The following is a 17396-nucleotide window of genomic DNA, read 5'->3' as shown; positions in this document are numbered from 1 at the left end:
GCCATCAGCGGTATGGCTACGCCGACACAAGTCTGCTGAGCGATCTCTGCGCAGCCGGGTCGGCAGCCCGTGCGGCCTCGGCCACCTGCGGCAGATCTTCGATCTTCAGGTACCGATAGCTCTGCGGTGGGTGGAAGGTACCTTCCGCGCGCAACGCGTCAAGTGATACCGGGTCGTCGAACGTAACCGGGTTCTCAAGGGAGACTCCGCTGGCCTGCGTCGCACCGCTCATGTAGGCGTCGTACTCGCGTCGAGTGATCCCCGTGCGGGTGCGGCTGGCGGACCAGACTTCTCGCGGAGAAGCGACGTGAACCGAGGCGATCCGGGCCATCCCGACGATCGCCATCGTGGGAGCAGTCGCATAGAGGAACACCGTGGTTCCCGGTGGAGCGGCGACTCGCTGCCTGCGGACCTCCACCGTCTTGCTCCCAGCGAGGATCGCCGTCGCGAAGCGTGGGTGGACGGACAGCAGCATCGCGCGTTCCAGATCGCTCACGTCTTTCGGTGCCCCTCTTCGTAGACCGCCTGGAACAGCGCGTTATTGATCTTCGACAACGACATCAGCGACAACGGTAGCGCCAGATTCTGGGCCAGAGCGTTCAATCGGTCCAGCGTCACCGGCCTCGGAAAGATCTCGGTGTCCGAGAACCTCAGTGCCATGGCCCGCCCTGATGCATCAGCGGCCGCCCGCACTTCACCCCGACCGTATACGCCCAGGTGTTCGAATTGCGAGAACAAGGCATCCGGTGTGTCGATGAGCACCTCGTCCAGCCGTGAGCTGCCGATGACCATTTGCCCCTGGGGTCCTGACGTGCCCTTGCTGACGTACCAGAGGAGGCGTGCCGGAACGCTTTCGTTGCGGTGCCCCGAGGAGCGGTAGTAGACGTGCTCTCTGCTGATACCCAGCACTTCGCTGCGCGGCAGGAGCATCGCCGGGACGTTGAACAGTTCCGCGGACCAGCGGGGCTCGATCGGCACCAGGAAGGATGGCAGCAACGAGTCGATGACCTTTGCCGGCCACCAGGCGCGTTCGGCCACAGCGGCTACCTCGGCCGACAGGCCCGGGGTAAGCGGGGGAACTTCCAACTCCATTCTTTCTGCCGCCTCTTGGGCGACAGCCACCACCTCGTCGGTCGTGCCGCATACATCCACCAGCAGTGCGGCAAGTCCGCCGTCGTACTCGAAGAAGCCGTCGTCACCGGCTGCCGCCCGTGCCGCAGGTGAAGGGCTCGGGTCGGTGATGCGTACTACTTGAACGCCGCGTTCCTGACCAAGCCGCTTGAGCATGAACAGCAACTGCCTCGCGAGGCTCTGCTCCAGGACATGGGAGGCGGTGCGTAGGAACGGAACCGTCAGGATCCGTCCGTCCGTTGACCAGACGTAGAGGGCGACAGGGCGTCCTTCACCGTCTCGGAGCAGTTCTCGGCGCCACAGCACTGAGTCCGTGGCCAGGGCCCTGAGACGGGTGGCGAACGCCGAGCCGTCATCTCCGCCGGCCTGGTCGAAGAACGCGATGAGTTCCCCTTCGGCGCCAAGGGCGACCTCGCCGGTTGAGAACTCGGTGCCCAGCAGATCTGCCGGCCGGTAGACCTGCGCCTGCCTCAGCTCATCAACATGCAGGGTCACCACTGATGGGGGTACGACCTTCACGCCGGCCACCTCCCAGGCAGTATCTGCCAGTTGGTGCAGCAGGGGATCACGTGTCGCCAGCACCTGCAGCCCGGCACAAGCTGTCTCGGCCACGTACTGCAGCCGCTGTCGCAGTCCCGGTGCGTCCCGAAGGGCCGCGAGTCTCTGAGCGACGTCCGCCACCAGCTCGTCGTGGCGCTGGGCCACAGCTTCAGGGGCAGGAGTGAGCTGGCGCAGACTGGGCAGAGCATTCCTCTGTTGCTGGCGGCCCTCCGTGTCTATGACATCCCGGACGTCCCGCAATAGCTGTGGCGTGTAGGCAAGTTCGACAAGGTCCGCGAGCCAGCCGGCCTCGAGGGTCCGTGACTCCTCCACCACGGCGTCCGTCTCAGCCGACCTGCCTCGGAGGTCGGTGAAGACCCCGTGATCCACGGTGACGACGAGCAGAGCGTCGCTCTCGACATCGGTGAAGAGATCCGCGTGCCCCAGATCCAGCCACCAGCTGTCCAGCGTCTCTCTGTCGCGGCCGCGCCCCAGGATCTCGCCGCGCGGTACGAAGCCCAGGCTCGTCCACATCGCGCTGAGGTCGTAGTCCCGTCGGCATTTCGCCTTGATGCCCAACCGCTGGGCGTGACGTTCCTTGATCGCCTCGATCAGGCGACGGGCGATGCCTTTCCCTCTGTGCTCTTCCGCCACGCACAGATGGGTCAGACGGACATGCGGGGTGCGCTTCGGCAGACCGAAGAGTGCGTAGCCCACGAGCTCCGCGCCGTCCGTGGCAACGAGCAGACCACCGTCCTCGGCCGCCTTCCGATAGGCCGGAGGCGTCAACAACCCGAGCGTCTTCGTGTACCGGTCCCCCAAAGACACGGCCGAGGCGAGCAGGTTGGTCTGTGAAGCCGAGACAGGCAACACCTTGATCGCCATTGTTTCCCCCTCCGGAGCGGCCCATCACGGATGAAAACGATCTCTCGCCCCACTATTTACAGGCAGCGCTCACCCGGGCCAAGACTGTTTTTGATCAATTTCAATGGCTAACCTCGCAGTTACCCGGCATCGGTACCCCGCAGGTGGGCGTCCGGACTCGTACAACTGACGGGCGCTTTATTGATCAAGATCAGCGAGTTGGCTCCGCAGCCGCTCGGCCTCGGCTTCCGCCTGCTGGAGTCTGCGCTGGAGGGCAGCGCGGGACGGTGGTTTCGGCGATTGCCGTCTTTTCGGGGCGGCCTTGCGCGGGACCAGCCAGCCGACCCGCTGGTACGCCACGATCCAGTGGACAAAGCAGCAGGTGTAGCAACGGCACTCGGGTTCTGGGGTCGGCCAGCGCTGCGAGAGCATCCGCCGCATATGTTCCCGTTCGCGAGGGGACTGTTCGGTCGGGTTCGATGCCCAGTACTCCTCCCACTCCTTGGTCATCTCCGCCACGCGCTTGACGCTGCACAGACGAGGCCCGTCCTCGGGTTTCCACCCCAGGTCAGGGGCGATGGTGTCAGTGATGTGCCCGCAGGCCAGCGTTACCTTCCAGAACGCGCTGGTGTGCGGCTCGTCATGGCGGAGCACAGCCCACGTCTGAGGATCCATCCCATCGTCGGGCTCCACCGGGTCTGCGGGGAAGGTCACTTCTCTGCGCTCGCCCCACTCCGCGATGTCCCGGTACGGCGCAGGCGGAGCGTCATCGTGGACGCAGACCATCTGCCCCTTCTGCAGCCACTCGTGCTCGGGACCGCGCCACTGCCGTTCGCTCGGCAAACGCTCTTCGCCGAGTGTCAGCACCTCGTCAACACAGCCGCAGTCCAGCTGGACTCGCCACCGGTAGTACTGTTCCGCCTCCGTCACCATGAGCGGCCACAAGGCCGAAGGAAGCCGCTCGCGCAGCTCAGCATTGGCCTCCTCGACCTTGCGCAAGACTTCCTTGCGCGGCCTTGCCCTCCCAGGCAATGACCGCAATTCCGGCGTGGGAGCCGGGCGAGAGATCGCATCGCGGCTGTCGTCGCCCCCGGCTGGATGGTTGGTCATGTCAGAAGTTCCCCCAGCCTGAGCGGGACTCCGGCCCATAGGGGCTCCACCCCGTCAGGTACGGTTTCAGGTCATCGGGCTTTGGCTCACGTGGAGTTGGCATCCCAGGAAGCCGGCGCAGTGGATCGATCACTTCTATGTGGCTCCGTGCCCAGGCCAGCCACTTCCGTGCCGAGGCGACTTCCGGCACCTCGGATTCCACCGCCTCGGCGATGCGGCTTTCCAACGCCTCGCAGTACTCGCGCAGGACAACGACTTCCCTCCACTGCGCAGCCTGTTCACCGAGCACACGAGCCAGCTGGGCCTGAACGGCTTGCTGTTTCGCCGCTGCCATGGCCTCTTCCCAGCGGGCCTTGCGCTGCTCCTTCGCGCGTTCCTCGTCTACCCTCCGCTGCGCATCATCGACCGCGCGGTCCTCAGCTTCCTTGAGTACCGCTCCCAGGACGTCCTCAAGCACCCAGCGCTTACGGTCGGCCCACTGCCTCCGGCGAGCGGAACGGCTGTAGCCGAGTTCGAGCATCAGCTTCTCGCTGCGTTCCGGATCCTCAGCCTGTGGGTGCTCCTGCTTGATCGTGACGGTGTACGTGAAACCGTCGACAACCAAGTCCAGTTCGCCCTCGCGGCGCGAATAGCTCGGTGGCGTATAACGCCCGTTGTAAGAGTATCCGCGGCTGCGGTAGCGATCAGGGACAGGTCGCTCCTCCACTCTGTGTCCCCGTCGTACGGCTTCAGCGGCAAGTCCCTGGAACACCCGCAGAGCACGGCGACGCGATTCTGCCGGCATCACGAGCCGACCCTCGTCATCACGAAGCGCTGCCACGACCGGGTGCAGCGAGCGCAACTGAACCGGTACCGGAACCTGGGGCCCGTCTTCCGGTGTCTGCCGACCGGAGTTGGGATGAGGGCCGTCGAGGAGAGAGATCTGCAGGTCCCGGGTGCCGTTGAACATCCGGAACTTCTCGACGCGCTTGCCGGACGGCACGAGTCCATGCCGCTTCGCGAAATCGATGACACGCCGCCACTCCACCACCTGGGCTTCGTCAGGTTCGTGGACGATGACCTGCCGCTCCGCGACGAGTTGCTCGATGAGCTGGGTCGCCTTCGCCTTCCGCGCTACGGGGATCGGCCTGTCGCTGTACGAGGCACGACCCTTCGGCGACTTCTTCGCGTCCTTGTCGGTGCCGCGGGTGGACGCCGCAGCCCGCTGCTCGGTCGGACGATCCACCCTCATAGAGCGACTCTGCGGCTGACGGGTCGGCACCGTGGTCTGCTTGTCTTCAGCCGTGTGCCCTGGGTGGTCCGGGTGGTGACCGTGCTTGAGGTAGAACTTCCCGGCCTCGGTCACCTCAGCCGAGAGAACTCCCTGGCGACGCCGCACCGCCAGCAGTCCGCGGTCCCTCAACGCGTAGGCAGAGCGCCTGTCGCTCAGCTCCTGCGCGCCGAGCTCCTCGCCCGCGTCCAAGCGACCCAGGAGTACTCGTTGCCGATCGTTCAAAGGGGACCAGCGATGCATGGCACCAGCTCACATTCCCCCGCCGAGACAGGCAATCACTCGTTCGGGTTGGACCGCCCCCTCTTCTCTGGTTGGCCGGTGCAGGTTGGCCTGTACAGCACCGCGGAGGTAGGCGCTTCTTCTCCACGGTGCTGCAAGCGTCAGGACTCGTCGGCGGGGATGGTCCCGAGCCGCCCCGCCTGGAAGTCGTCGAACGCCTGGGTCAGTTCGGCGTGGCTGTTCATGACGAAGGGGCCGTAGTGGGCCATCGGCTCGCGGATCGGCAGGCCGCCCAGGAGGACGACGTCGAAGCTGGTGCTGCGCGAGTCCTGGGTCTCGGCGGCACGGATGGTCACCGAGTCGCCGTCGCCGAAGACGACCGTCTGCCCCATGCCGAAGGGCCGCTTCTCCGTGCCGGCGAAGCCCTGGCCCGCGAGGCCGTACGCGAGGGCGTTGAAGTCCGAGCGCCACGGCAGCGTGATCTCGGCGCCGGGGCTTACCGAGGCGTGGATCATCGTGATGGGCGTGTGCGTGATGCCGGGGCCCTCGTGGCCGTCGAGCTCGCCCGCGATGACGCGCAGGAGCGCGCCGCCGTCCGGCGACGTCAGCAGCTTGACGCTGCCGCCGCGGATGTCCTGGTAGCGGGGGTCCTGCATCTTGTCGGCGGCTGGAAGGTTGACCCACAGCTGCAAGCCGTGGAACAGGCCACCGGACATGACCAGTTCCTCGGGCGGCGTCTCGATGTGCAGGAGGCCCGAGCCCGCCGTCATCCACTGGGTGTCGCCGTTGGTGATGGTTCCGCCGCCGCCGTGGGAGTCACGGTGGATGAAGGTGCCGTCGATGATGTAGGTGACCGTCTCGAAGCCGCGGTGCGGGTGCCAAGGGGTCCCCTTCGGCTCGCCGGCTTCGTAGTCCACCTCGCCCATCTGGTCCATCATGATGAAGGGGTCGAGGTACTTGTAGTTGATCCCGGCGAAGGCACGGCGGACCGGGAAGCCTTCTCCTTCGAAGCCGGTGGGCGCGGTGCCCACGTGCAGGACGCGACGCGCGGCAGCGCCGGCGGGGGCAGAGACGCGGGGAAGTACGAGCGGGTTCTCAACCGTCACGGCAGGCATGACGACTCCTTCAGCGAGGTGTGTGGGCGGGGTGTTTCCGCAGTTCAGCGGGAGCAGGCGTAGTAATGGAGCTCAGGTACGCGCAGGGGTGGCGGGAGCACCCCCCTAACCGAGAGAATCCTTGGGCTCTCCCGGCGCGTACTCCACCTCGCCCATCTGATCCATCATGATGAACGGGTCGAGGTACTTGTAGTTGATGCCCGCGAACGCGCGGCGCACCGGGAAACCCTCGCCCTCGAAGCCGGACGGCGCGGTCTGTACGGCAAGGACCTTGCGGGCCACCGCGTCGGCGGGAGCGGCCACCTTGGGCAGGGTCAGCGGGTTCTCGACGGTTACTGCAGGCATGGTCGGTACCTCCTTCTGATCCGAGAGTAGTTGAATCTCGAACTTTCTGCCACCTGGAACGCGAAGAGCCCCGGAGGAATTCCTCCAGGGCTCCCAGGCCGTCCGCACGCCGCGCTCTAGCCGTACATCCGCCGCATCGCGAAGTCGACCATCTGCTCCACGGCCTTCGCGTCGAAGACCATGCGGTGCTCGCCCTCCATGTCGAGCACGAAGCCGTAGCCCGTCGGAAGGAGGTCGATGACCTCGGCGCCGGTGATGACGAAGTACTTGGACTCCTTGCCCGCGTACCGCCGCAGCTCCTTGAGCGAGGTGAACATCGGGATGACCGGCTGCTGGGTGTTGTGCAGCGCGAGGAAGCCCGGGGTGTCGCCGCGCGGGCAGTAGACCTTGGAGGTCGCGAAGATCTGCTGGAAGTCCTCGGCCGCCATCGAGCCGGTCGTGAACGCGCGCACCGCGTCGGCGAGCGAGGGCGGGGACGGCTCGGGGTAGAGCGGGGGCTGCTGGCCATAGCCGCCGGGCATCTGCTGCTGCGGCGGGGGCATGCCAGGCGCGTACTGCTGCTGCCCACCGGGGCTCTGGTCGTAGCCGTACATGGGGTCGAGCGTACTGGGTCACAGATGGCGGGTGTCACAGATGGCCGGTTTGGGGTTGCATCTTATTACCGACGGGTAGCATCATCGTGGCTACTAGCTGGTACGCATACGAGGATCCTGTCGGGCGATCCGATGGATCCACCTCCTCCCGGACTTATACGGAGCCGTCGCCATGGGGCACTACAAGTCGAATCTCCGCGACATCGAGTTCAACCTCTTCGAGGTGCTCGGGCGCGACAAGCTGTACGGCACCGGCCCGTTCGCGGAGATGGACACCGAGACCGCCAAGGACGTACTCGCCGAGCTCACCCGCCTCGCGGAGAACGAGCTGGCCGAGTCCTTCACCGACGCCGACCGCAACCCGCCGGTCTTCGACCCGGAGACCAACACGGCCCCGGTCCCGGCCTCCTTCAAGAAGTCGTACAAGGCCTTCATGGACTCGGAGTACTGGCGTCTGGGCCTGCCCGAGGAGATCGGCGGCACCACCGCCCCGCCGTCCCTGATCTGGTCGTACGCGGAGCTGATCCTGGGTGCCAACCCGGCGATCTGGATGTACTCCTCCGGTCCGGCGTTCGCCCGGATCCTCTTCGAGGAGGGCACCGAGGAGCAGAAGAAGTGGGCGAAGATCGCCGTCGACAAGCTCTGGGGCTCGACGATGGTCCTCACCGAGCCGGACGCGGGCTCGGACGTGGGCGCCGGCCGCACCAAGGCCGTGCAGCAGGCCGACGGCTCCTGGCACATCGAGGGCGTGAAGCGCTTCATCACGTCCGGTGAGCACGACATGGAGGAGAACATCCTCCACTACGTCCTCGCGCGCCCCGAGGGCCACGGCCCCGGCACCAAGGGCCTGTCCCTCTTCCTCGTGCCGAAGTTCCACTTCGACTTCGAGACCGGCGAGCTGGGCGAGCGCAACGGCGTCTACGCGACGAACGTCGAGCACAAGATGGGCCTCAAGGCCTCCAACACCTGCGAGATGACCTTCGGCGACAAGCACCCCGCCGTCGGCTGGCTCATCGGTGACAAGCACGACGGCATCCGCCAGATGTTCCGCATCATCGAGTTCGCCCGCATGATGGTCGGCACGAAGGCGATCTCCACGCTGTCGACGGGCTACCTGAACGCCCTCGAGTACGCCAAGGAGCGCGTCCAGGGCCCCGACCTCGCGCAGTTCATGGACAAGACCGCGCCCAAGGTCACCATCACGCACCACCCCGACGTGCGCCGCTCGCTGATGACGCAGAAGGCGTACGCGGAGGGCATGCGCGCGCTCGTGCTCCACACGGCCGCCGTGCAGGACGAGATCATGGTGAAGGAGGCCGCCGGCGAGGACACCGCTCAGCTGGAGGCCCTCAACGACCTGCTCCTGCCGATCGTGAAGGGCTACGGCTCGGAGAAGGCGTACGAGCAGCTCGCGCAGTCCCTGCAGACCTTCGGCGGCTCCGGCTATCTGCAGGAGTACCCGATCGAGCAGTACATCCGGGACGCGAAGATCGACACCCTGTACGAGGGCACGACCGCGATCCAGGGCCAGGACTACTTCTTCCGGAAGATCGTCCGCAACCAGGGCGCCGCCCTGAACTCGCTCGCCGAGGAGATCAAGAAGTTCCTCGCGGTCGGTACGGGCGGCGAGGAGCTGTCCGTCGCCCGTGAGCAGCTGGCCAAGGCGGCCGTCGAGCTCGAGGCCATCGTCGGCCTCATGCTGACGGACCTCGCGGCCACCGAGCAGGACGTGCGCGAGATCTACAAGGTGGGTCTCAACACGACCCGTCTGCTGCTCGCCTCCGGTGACGTGGTCGTCGGCTACCTGCTGCTCAAGGCCGCCGCGGTGGCCGCCGAGAAGCTGCCGAACGCCTCCGCCAAGGACAAGGCCTTCTACCAGGGCAAGATCGCGGCCGCGAAGTTCTTCGCCGCCAACGTCCTGCCGGGCGTCACGGGCGCGCGCAAGCTCGCCGAGGGTGTCTCGCTCGACCTGATGGACCTGGACGAGGCCGCTTTCTGAGCGCTCTGACGTCCTGACGTACGTGACGGCCCGTCCCGGTCGGGGGACGGGCCGTCCGTATGCCCGGAGGTAGACCGTCCGTATGCCCGGCGGGACGGGCCGTCCGTGTATCCGGCGGGACGGGCCGTCCGTGTGCCCGGCCGGACTGATCGTCCGTATGGGCGGCCTGGAGCGACCTCTCGGCTCCCCGGGAGCGTGACAGGGACCGTCGTTAAGGTTGAAGCCATGAGCAGCTCTCCGCGCTTCGACAGAAGCCACACCGACGAACTGATCGCCTTTCTCTCCGCGAGCCCCACTCCGTACCACGCAGTGGCGAGCGCGGCGGAGCGCCTGGAGAAGGCCGGGTTCCGGCAGGTCGACGAGGCGGCCCAGTGGGACGGCACGTCCGGCGGCAAGTACGTCCTGCGCGGTGGCTCGATCATCGCCTGGTACGTGCCGAAGGGCGCGGAGCCGCACACCCCGTTCCGTATCGCCGGCGCCCACACCGACTCCCCCAACCTGCGGGTGAAGCCGCTGCCGGACTCCGGTGCGTTCGGCTGGCGGCAGGTCGCCGTCGAGATCTACGGCGGGCCGCTGCTCAACTCCTGGCTCGACCGCGACCTGGGCCTGGCGGGACGCCTCTCGCTGCGCGACGGCAGCACCCGGCTCGTGAACGTCGGCCGGCCGCTGCTCCGTATCCCGCAGCTGGCGATCCACATGGACCGCTCCATCTACGAGAAGGGGCTGCAGCTCGACAAGCAGAAGCACATGCAGCCCATCTGGGGCCTCGGCGATGCGCACGAGGGCGATCTGATCTCCTTCCTGGAGGAAGAGAACGGGATCACGGCCGGCGACGTGACCGGCTGGGACCTGATGGTGCACTCCATCGAGCCGCCCGCCTACCTCGGCCGCGACGAGGAGCTGCTCGCGGGACCGCGGATGGACAACCTCGCGTCCGTGCACGCCGCGACGGCCGCGCTCACCGCCGCCGCGGCCTCGGACGGCCTGAACCACATCCCGGTGCTCGCCGCCTTCGACCACGAGGAGAACGGGTCCCAGTCCGACACCGGTGCCGACGGTCCGCTGCTCGGCTCGGTCCTCGAGCGTTCGGTGTTCGCCCGCGGCGGTACGTACGAGGACAAGGCCCGCGCTTTCGCCGGGACGGTCTGCCTGTCCTCCGACACCGGGCACGCGATCCACCCGAACTACGCCGAGCGCCACGACCCGACGCACCACCCGCGTGCCAACGGCGGGCCGATCCTGAAGGTCAACGTCAACAACCGCTATGCGACGGACGGTTCGGGCCGTGCGGTGTTCGTCGACGCGTGCGAGCGCGCCGGGGTTCCGTACCAGCACTTCGTCTCGAACAACGCGATGCCCTGCGGCACCACGATCGGTCCGATCACAGCGGCGCGGCACGGCATCAAGACCGTCGACATCGGCATCGCGATCCTGTCGATGCACAGCGCGCGCGAGCTGTGCGGCTCAGACGACCCGCATCTGCTCGCGAGCGCGCTCGCGGCGTTCCTGGAGTCCTGAGCCCGGATTCCTGAGCTCGGAGTCCTGAACTCCCGGCTTTCGCATGGCTGTTCCGGCCCCGGGTACTCGGGTGCCGGAACAGTCATGTACAGGGAGGCGAAAGCAATGGGCATGGGCGGATGCATCCTGCTGATCGCGGGGGGCGCCATCCTCACGTTCGCAACCGACTGGGAGATGCGCGGAGTCAACCTCGACATCGTCGGCATCATCCTGATGCTCGTCGGCATCATCGGCGTCGTGGCCTTCAGCTCGGCGGCCAAGCGCAGGCGGGTCATCGCACCGGGCGCCACGGTGGTCGACGAGAGCCAGACGCGGCGTACGTACGAGTGAGGCACCTACGAGTGAACCGAGGGAACTGAGGCGCGGCATTCCTCGTCTTGGAGCGCGGGACGGTACGAACTCCGTACCCACTGACCGCACTTCGGCACGGGGGATTGATTCATGCGTACGTTGCGTCGGCGCACCGCGCTCGTCATCGCGGGGACGGCCGTCATCGGCCTGGCCCTGACCGGCTGTTCGGACTCGGGCTCGGGGCGCAAGTCGTCCGGGAGCAGCTCGTCGAAGGGGTCCTCGCAAGGGTCCTCGAAGGACTCGTCCAAGGGCTCGGACAAGGGCTCGGACAAGCAGGCCACGCCGTCCGAGGACGGGGGCGAGACCAAGCCCGCCGGCAAGCCGGGTACGGGCGGCGGGGGCAAGAGCGGCCCCTGCACCAACGCCGAGACCAAGCTGACCGTGACCGCAGCCCCGCGCCCGGTCAACTACCAGCTGCTCACGCTCACCAACACGAGCAAGCGCACCTGCACGGTCCTCGGCTACCCGACCGTCAGCTTCGCCCCCGACCTCGACGGCACGGCCGAGGGCCGCGAGGACACCAAGCCTCAGGCCGTCGTCACGCTGAAGCCCGGCGCCTCCGCGTACGCCGGCCTCAACACGAGCCCGGCGGACCAGGCGGACGACGGCACGAAGTCCCACGCCAAGACCGTCTCCGTCGACCTCATCAAGCAGATCGGCAACGACGGCTCGACAGTCCAGTTCGGCCAGCCGGACACGGTCGCGGTGAACGACCTGTTCATCTACGAGCCGAAGGTGACGTACTGGCAGCAGGATCTGGACGTGGCCCTGAGCTAGGAGCACCTCTGCCCCCGGCCACCACCCGCGGGGCCTCGCACTCGCGGCGAGGGGGCCGTCCTCTGGGACGGCCCCCTCGCCGCGGATACAGAGGGCGGCCCCTCGTCGGGGGCGCGGGGAGCGGGGCCCGCGTCGGGGGCGCAGGAAGTCGGCCCCGCATCAGGGGTGCAGGGGCGGAGGCCCCGCGGTGGGCCGGCGGCGAGCCAGAACCTCCTTGTCCGCCCGCCCACGGACCACGGGGCTCCGCCCCGATACCCCGGAAGAGCGCGCTCTCCGTAGGGAGGTGGCGTGGCCCAGCCGGAGAGCGGCCTCTCCGTAGAGCAAGAGCCGTGGCGTGCCCAGCCGGAGAGCGGCCCCTCCGTAGAGCAAGAGCCGTAGCGCGCCCCCAGACGAAGCGACGGGGCTTACGCGTCCATGCCCGCCAGGACCAGCGGCAGCCGGTCCGTTGCGCCCTCGGTGAGGCGGAGGGGGACGCCCCAGTCCTGTTGGTGGACGTGGCAGGCCGGGTATTCGTTGGCCGGGTCGTCGTCGCAGGAGGCGGCCATGGCCGAGACGTGGAGGACGCCCTCCGTCACGGCCGGGTTCAGCTCCAGCTCGCGGGCCAGGTCCGTGCCCGCGCCCTCGCCGGAGAGCAGCAGCTCGGGCGGGGTCGCGGAGACGAGGAGGCGGGTCGAAGGGCCGTAGCGGGTGTCCAGCTTCTGGCCGGTCGGGGCCTGGAAGACCACGTCCAACCGCAGCTTGCCCGGGGCGACTTCCGTCGCCGCGCGCTGCGTGCGGTGCGCGACCGCCTCCACGCGTACGGCCTCGTCGGGCAGCCGCAGCCGCGTCAGGCGGTGGCGGGCGGACTCGACCACGACGATGTCCTCGCCGACGAGCACGGCGTCGGACGGCTCGCGCAGATCCGTCGCCAGCGTCGTCACCTCACCCGTCGCCGGGTCGTAGCGGCGCAGCGCGTGGTTGTACGTGTCGCTGACGGCGACCGAGCCGTCGGGCAGCGCAGTGACGCCCAACGGGTGCTGCAGCAGGGCCTGTTCGGCCGCGCCATCGCGGTGGCCGAAGTCGAAGAGGCCCGTGCCGACGGCCGTGTGCACGACCCGCTCGCGGTCGATCCAGCGCAACGCCGACGTCTCCGAGTCCGCGATCCACAGCCGGTCCTCGGTGGCCGCGAGCCCGGAGGGCTGCGCGAACCAGGCCTCGGCCGCGGGGCCGTCCACCAGGCCTTCGTTGGTCGTACCGGCCGCGACCTCCACCGTCCCGTTCGCAGGGTCGTACGTCCACAGCTGGTGCACACCGGCCATCGCGATCCAGACGAGCCCGTCGAACCACGCCACGTCCCACGGCGAGGAGAGGTCCACTTCGAGCGCCGGGCCCGAGGTGGGCGAGCCCTGCCACCACTGGCGCCCGGTGCCGGCCACCGTCTCTACGGCGCCCGTCTCCACGTCGTACGTCCGCAGCGCGTGGTTGACCGTATCGGCGACGATCACCCGCCCGTCGGGCAGCAGCGCGAGACCCTGCGGCTCGCTGAACTCCCGCGCACCGAAGCCGCGTTCACCGCTGCCGATCCGCCGTACGACCGTCTCGCCGTCCGCCGCGAGCTCCACCAGCTGGTGCCGGGTCGAGTCCGAGACCAGGAAATTGCCGCCGGGCAGGAGCAGCGCCTTGCCCGGGAAGCGCAGATCGGTGGCGACGGGCTCGGGCGCCACATAGGGGCCGTCCCCGCGCCGCAGCGTCCCCTTCGCCTCGTGCTCGGCCTCCAGCTCCTCGACCAGCTTCCCGATCGCGTGCGCATGGCCCTCGCCCGCGTGCTGCGCGACGACATAGCCCTCGGGGTCGATGACGACCAGCGTCGGCCAGGCCCGCACCGCGTACTGCTTCCAGGTCGCGAGCTCCGGATCGTCGAGCACCGGGTGGTGCACCTCGTACCGCTCGACGGCGTCGACCACGGCCGCGTGCTCCGCCTCGTGCACGAACTTCGGCGAGTGCACCCCGATGATCACGAGGGTGTCCGCATGCTTCCGCTCCAGCTCGCGGAGCTCGTCGAGCACATGCAGGCAGTTCACACAGCAGAAGGTCCAGAAGTCGAGGACGACGATCCGTCCTCGCAGGTCGGCAAGGGTGAGCTCCTTGCCTCCGGTGTTCAGCCAGCCGCCCTTGCCGATCAGTTCGGGGGCGCGGACTCGGGCACGGCGGGGAGCGGGGGCTGCATCGTTCATGGTTCAAGCTTGCCACCCTGGTAGGAACATCGGATCACGCGCGTACGGGGGGTGCCCGGACGCGGAGGGGGCGGCCGGTGGACACGGAGGGGAACCAGCAGGCGGGTGGGAGCGCGCGGGAGTTCATGGCGCTGCCGACGGCGGATATCGAGCGGGCCGGCGCCGCGCGGGCCTGGTAATGGTCGGGCCTGCCGCTGCGGAAGTCGGCCTGTCCGGCGGCGCTGCACGACCTGGTGGAAGCGGCGGTGGCGCCGGCGCGGGCTCATCCGGATGAGTACATCCGGCATCGCGTGGAGGTTCAGGTCGCCGAGTGAGGCGCGCGGCCACCCGGGCGGCGCATGCCCGTCAGGCGGTCAGTGGGTACGGATGGCACATGAAATATCTCGTACGCGACCGGCTGCTCGGCATCGGTGACGACTACTGGATCGAGGACGAGCAGGGCCGCAAGGCCTTCTTCGTCGACGGAAAGGCGATGCGGCTCAGGGAGACCTTCGAGCTCAAGGATCCCGAGGGGCGGGTGCTCATCGACATCCGCGCCAAGATGTTCAGCCTGCGGGACGCGATGACCATCGAGCGCGGCGGCGAGGCGCTGGCCACGGTCAAGAAGAAGCGGTTCTCGCTGCTGCGCAACCACTACCGGGTACAGCTGGTCGACGGCACCGAGCTGGATGTCAGCGGCAAGATCCTCGACCGCGAGTTCGTCGTCGAGTACGAGGGCGAGATGCTCGCGCACATCTCGCGGCGGTGGCTGCGGGTGCGGGACACGTACGGCGTCGATGTCGTTCGGGAGGAGGCCGATCCCTCGCTGATGATCGCGATCGCGGTGTGCGTGATCCGGCTTGCCGAGAAGGAGCGCGAGCCCGGGGTCGTGGACTGAGCGGGGGCGGGGTCACGTACGGAGCGGGGCTCGGTCGTGGACTGAGCGGGGCTCGGTCGTGGACTGAGCGGACGCGGGCCAGGACCGCCGGGCTCTGACCCGGATGCCTTCGCATGACGTGCGAGTCACCCTGAGCGATGGTGCGCTTACGGACAGTGGTCGATTTGTCGACCTTCATCCGTAGGGAAGGAATCGGTGGCTATGTCTGCATGGCACACCACGGGCCTGCGCGCCGCGACCGCGGCCGGGCTCGCACTGACAGTGGCGGTCACCGCCATGGGTACGGCGCACGCCGACGAGAAGGAGCCCTCGTACGACTGGGGCACGGTCGTCGAGACGAAGGACGGCGTCCAGGCGAACGCCTGGGTCATCGGGGTCACGGGCATCGGCCGGTTGATCAACGCCCGGATGTTCGAGTCGGCTTCGCCGGGCACCCCGAAGGCCCCCCGGGAGATGGAGGGCGGCAACGAGCTGGTCAACCTCGCCCCGGGCGGCGTCGGCCTCGGCAAGGTGTCGGCCCTGTACTCCAAGGCCCTCACCAACAAGCTGCCGGCGAACAAGTCGAGCAAGTCGACCTTCCCGGTCCCGGGCGCCGCGTACGCCAACGCGGGCGGCGGCTCCGTCCACATCGGTCTGCCCTACGTCGAGAACCCCTTCGGCGGTACGCCCCTGTCGGGCCTCGGCGTGAGGGTCGACGCGATCGACGTGCACGCACGCTCGCTGCCGGGCAGGCCGGTGGAGTTCCAGGGCGGCGCGGCCAGCGGTGAGATCACGCTCTTCGGTACGAAGATCGTCGAGATTCCGCCGATCTGGGCCGTGAACCTCGGCGCGACCATCCCGGGCGGCGGCGACGACGCCGCCCCGATCATCGCGCAGACCAACGAGCAGATCACCACGGACGCCAAGGGCGTGCCCACCAAGGGCAAGAACGGCTCGTACCAGTACGACCCGCGCGCCACGAGCGGCTACGTCAACGCGATCCACGCCAGCGTGCTCGGCCCGAACGTCGCCGACGTGACGATCGGCCACGCCGCCGTGATCCGCGACGCGGCCAAGACGGACCACCTCAAGGCGCAGCTGCCCAAGGTGCCGACCCTGCTCGACATGGTCACCGCGTCCAGCCACAAGCTGCCCACGGACCCGATGGCCAAGCTCGCGGAGATCACCACGAACTGAGGCCTCCACACCAGCCGAGACCGGCCGCCGCCCGCCCGTCGCCGACGGCGGTGGCGGCCGTCTCCGTGCGTACTCGGCCACTGCCACTGCCACTGCAGGAACAACCCCAGGAACACAACCCCAGGACCAGGGGGTCCACCATGCCACTCAGCACCCGAACGTCCCGTCGCCGCAAGGCGGTTGCGGCCACCTTCGCCCTGACGCTCTCCCTCTCCTGCCTCGCCTCCGGCGCCTACGCCGACGGTCTGCAGCCGCCTCCTTTCCCGCCGCCCGGCGGGATCGAGCTCGACCCGGAGGGCCGCCCGATCGGCGAGGGGACCGAACCCGTGCCCGAAGAGCCGGAGGTCCCGGAGGTGGTCGAGCCCGAGCTGCCCACGGCTCCGGAGCTGCCGCGGCTGCCGGACTATCCGAAGTCCACGGACTCCTACAACCCGTTCTCCGGTGTCGCGGACATCGTGCACGGCGCACTCGACCTCGGGTTCGGCTTCTTCAAGCCGCCCGCCCCGCGCAATGCCCCGCCCCCGCCGCCGCTGCGCCCGCTGCCCAACACCAACTGGGGCCCGGTCGCCGACGACGACACTCCCGCGCAGGCCGACGCCTGGGCCCTGCGCGTGCGCGGCGGGAACCGGGACGCCCGCCTCGCCGAGGCGCACCTGCCGCCGCTGCCCGACGCGCCCGCCGCCGTGACAGGTGCGGGCAAGCCGGTCGAACTGGGGAAGGCGTACTCGTTCGGCAGTCTGCACCGCCTTTCCTCCCGTACGTGGATGAAGGACGGCTCCGTGCACGCCGAGGCCAAGCTCGGCCGTGTGGAGCTCGGCCTGCCGTATCTGAAGGCCGCGGGCAAGCCCGTGGACACCAAGCGACTGCCGGTGGAACTCGAACTGCGGGACGCGGTGACGACGGCGGTCGGGCACGCGGACCGCGCGGCCGAGTTCCGTACGGAGGTCAAGGGCGGCGGCGTGAAGTCGTTCGGGCGTGAACTGCTCGCGTTCGACGGCCCGCTCAAGCCGAACACGAGCCTGCGCATCCCCGCCGACAAGAAGCTGCCGCCGTGGGGTCTGGTCACGCTCAACGAGCAGATCAGCACCGACGCACAGGGCCACCCCACGGCGGGCAAGGACGGCCGCTACGCGCCCGAGCCGGCGTCCACCAGCGGCTACGCGAACACGGCCCACCTCACGCTGCTGTTCCCCGAGGCGGTCGACATGACGGTCGGGCATGCGGCGGTACTGCACCGCGGGCCCGGCGGCGACGCACAGTGACGATCCGTCCCCGGATGGCCCCTTCGGCATGCG

The 17396-nt window shown here is 68.5% G+C and carries 15 protein-coding genes; 7 read left to right on the top strand and 8 right to left on the bottom strand.

Annotated features, from left to right (window positions below):
* Positions 1 to 16 precede the first annotated feature (16 nt).
* The 7 genes from H9Y04_RS17275 to H9Y04_RS17245 form a co-directional block, all read right to left on the bottom strand.
* Complete coding sequence (locus H9Y04_RS17275) at positions 17 to 496, bottom strand: ASCH domain-containing protein (protein ID WP_308801007.1); 480 nt, start codon at positions 494 to 496, stop codon at positions 17 to 19.
* Positions 493 to 2556, bottom strand: a complete 2064-nt coding sequence (locus H9Y04_RS17270; RefSeq protein ID WP_187814765.1) for a GNAT family N-acetyltransferase — start codon at positions 2554 to 2556, stop codon at positions 493 to 495. Before H9Y04_RS17270 ends, H9Y04_RS17275 begins: the two co-directional genes overlap by 4 nt.
* Before the next feature lie 177 nt (positions 2557 to 2733).
* Positions 2734 to 3645, bottom strand: a complete 912-nt coding sequence (locus tag H9Y04_RS17265) for a hypothetical protein (RefSeq protein ID WP_187814764.1) — start codon at positions 3643 to 3645, stop codon at positions 2734 to 2736.
* Between the two features lies 1 nt (position 3646).
* Entirely contained in the window at positions 3647 to 5107 is a 1461-nt protein-coding gene (locus tag H9Y04_RS17260) for a hypothetical protein (protein WP_236070925.1), read from the bottom strand.
* A 191-nt stretch (positions 5108 to 5298) separates the two neighbouring features.
* Complete coding sequence (locus H9Y04_RS17255) at positions 5299 to 6252, bottom strand: pirin family protein (RefSeq protein ID WP_187814762.1); 954 nt, start codon at positions 6250 to 6252, stop codon at positions 5299 to 5301.
* A 105-nt stretch (positions 6253 to 6357) separates the two neighbouring features.
* Positions 6358 to 6597: a cupin domain-containing protein gene (locus H9Y04_RS17250; RefSeq protein WP_438818116.1), complete on the bottom strand. Its 240-nt coding sequence runs from the start codon at positions 6595 to 6597 to the stop codon at positions 6358 to 6360.
* 116 nt (positions 6598 to 6713) lie between these two features.
* Positions 6714 to 7190: an SseB family protein gene (locus H9Y04_RS17245; RefSeq protein WP_187814761.1), complete on the bottom strand. Its 477-nt coding sequence runs from the start codon at positions 7188 to 7190 to the stop codon at positions 6714 to 6716.
* Between the two features lie 172 nt (positions 7191 to 7362).
* On the opposite strand from H9Y04_RS17245, the gene H9Y04_RS17240 reads away from it, so the two are divergent.
* From H9Y04_RS17240 to H9Y04_RS17225, 4 genes are all read left to right on the top strand, one after another.
* Entirely contained in the window at positions 7363 to 9189 is a 1827-nt protein-coding gene (locus H9Y04_RS17240) for an acyl-CoA dehydrogenase (RefSeq protein ID WP_187814760.1), read from the top strand.
* Between the two features lie 225 nt (positions 9190 to 9414).
* Positions 9415 to 10707 carry a M18 family aminopeptidase gene (locus H9Y04_RS17235; RefSeq protein ID WP_187814759.1) on the top strand — a complete coding sequence of 431 codons (1293 nt, stop codon included), beginning with the start codon at positions 9415 to 9417 and terminating at the stop codon, positions 10705 to 10707.
* A gap of 105 nt (positions 10708 to 10812) precedes the next feature.
* A complete protein-coding gene (locus H9Y04_RS17230) occupies positions 10813 to 11037 on the top strand; it encodes a DUF6458 family protein (RefSeq protein ID WP_187814758.1) in 225 nt (74 codons plus the stop codon).
* Between the two features lie 111 nt (positions 11038 to 11148).
* Positions 11149 to 11835: a DUF4232 domain-containing protein gene (locus H9Y04_RS17225; RefSeq protein WP_187814757.1), complete on the top strand. Its 687-nt coding sequence runs from the start codon at positions 11149 to 11151 to the stop codon at positions 11833 to 11835.
* A 404-nt stretch (positions 11836 to 12239) separates the two neighbouring features.
* Here H9Y04_RS17225 and H9Y04_RS17220 read toward each other — a convergent pair whose 3' ends face one another.
* Positions 12240 to 14048, bottom strand: coding sequence for an NHL domain-containing thioredoxin family protein (locus H9Y04_RS17220; RefSeq protein ID WP_187814756.1), 1809 nt, complete (start codon positions 14046 to 14048; stop codon positions 12240 to 12242).
* 373 nt (positions 14049 to 14421) lie between these two features.
* On the opposite strand from H9Y04_RS17220, the gene H9Y04_RS17215 reads away from it, so the two are divergent.
* The 3 genes from H9Y04_RS17215 to H9Y04_RS17205 all read left to right on the top strand — a co-directional run bounded on the left by H9Y04_RS17215 (position 14422) and on the right by H9Y04_RS17205 (position 17363).
* The gene (locus H9Y04_RS17215; protein WP_187814755.1) at positions 14422 to 14925 is read left to right on the top strand and encodes an LURP-one-related/scramblase family protein; all 504 of its coding nucleotides are present in this window, start codon (positions 14422 to 14424) and stop codon (positions 14923 to 14925) included.
* Between the two features lie 201 nt (positions 14926 to 15126).
* Entirely contained in the window at positions 15127 to 16101 is a 975-nt protein-coding gene (locus tag H9Y04_RS17210) for a hypothetical protein (RefSeq protein WP_187814754.1), read from the top strand.
* A 140-nt stretch (positions 16102 to 16241) separates the two neighbouring features.
* Positions 16242 to 17363 carry a hypothetical protein gene (locus H9Y04_RS17205; protein WP_187814753.1) on the top strand — a complete coding sequence of 374 codons (1122 nt, stop codon included), beginning with the start codon at positions 16242 to 16244 and terminating at the stop codon, positions 17361 to 17363.
* Positions 17364 to 17396: the final 33 nt, after the last annotated feature.

This window comes from Streptomyces polyasparticus (assembly GCF_014493765.1).
Taxonomy (GTDB): Bacteria; Actinomycetota; Actinomycetes; order Streptomycetales; family Streptomycetaceae; genus Streptomyces; species Streptomyces polyasparticus.
This window is presented reverse-complemented; position numbering and strand designations above follow the sequence as displayed.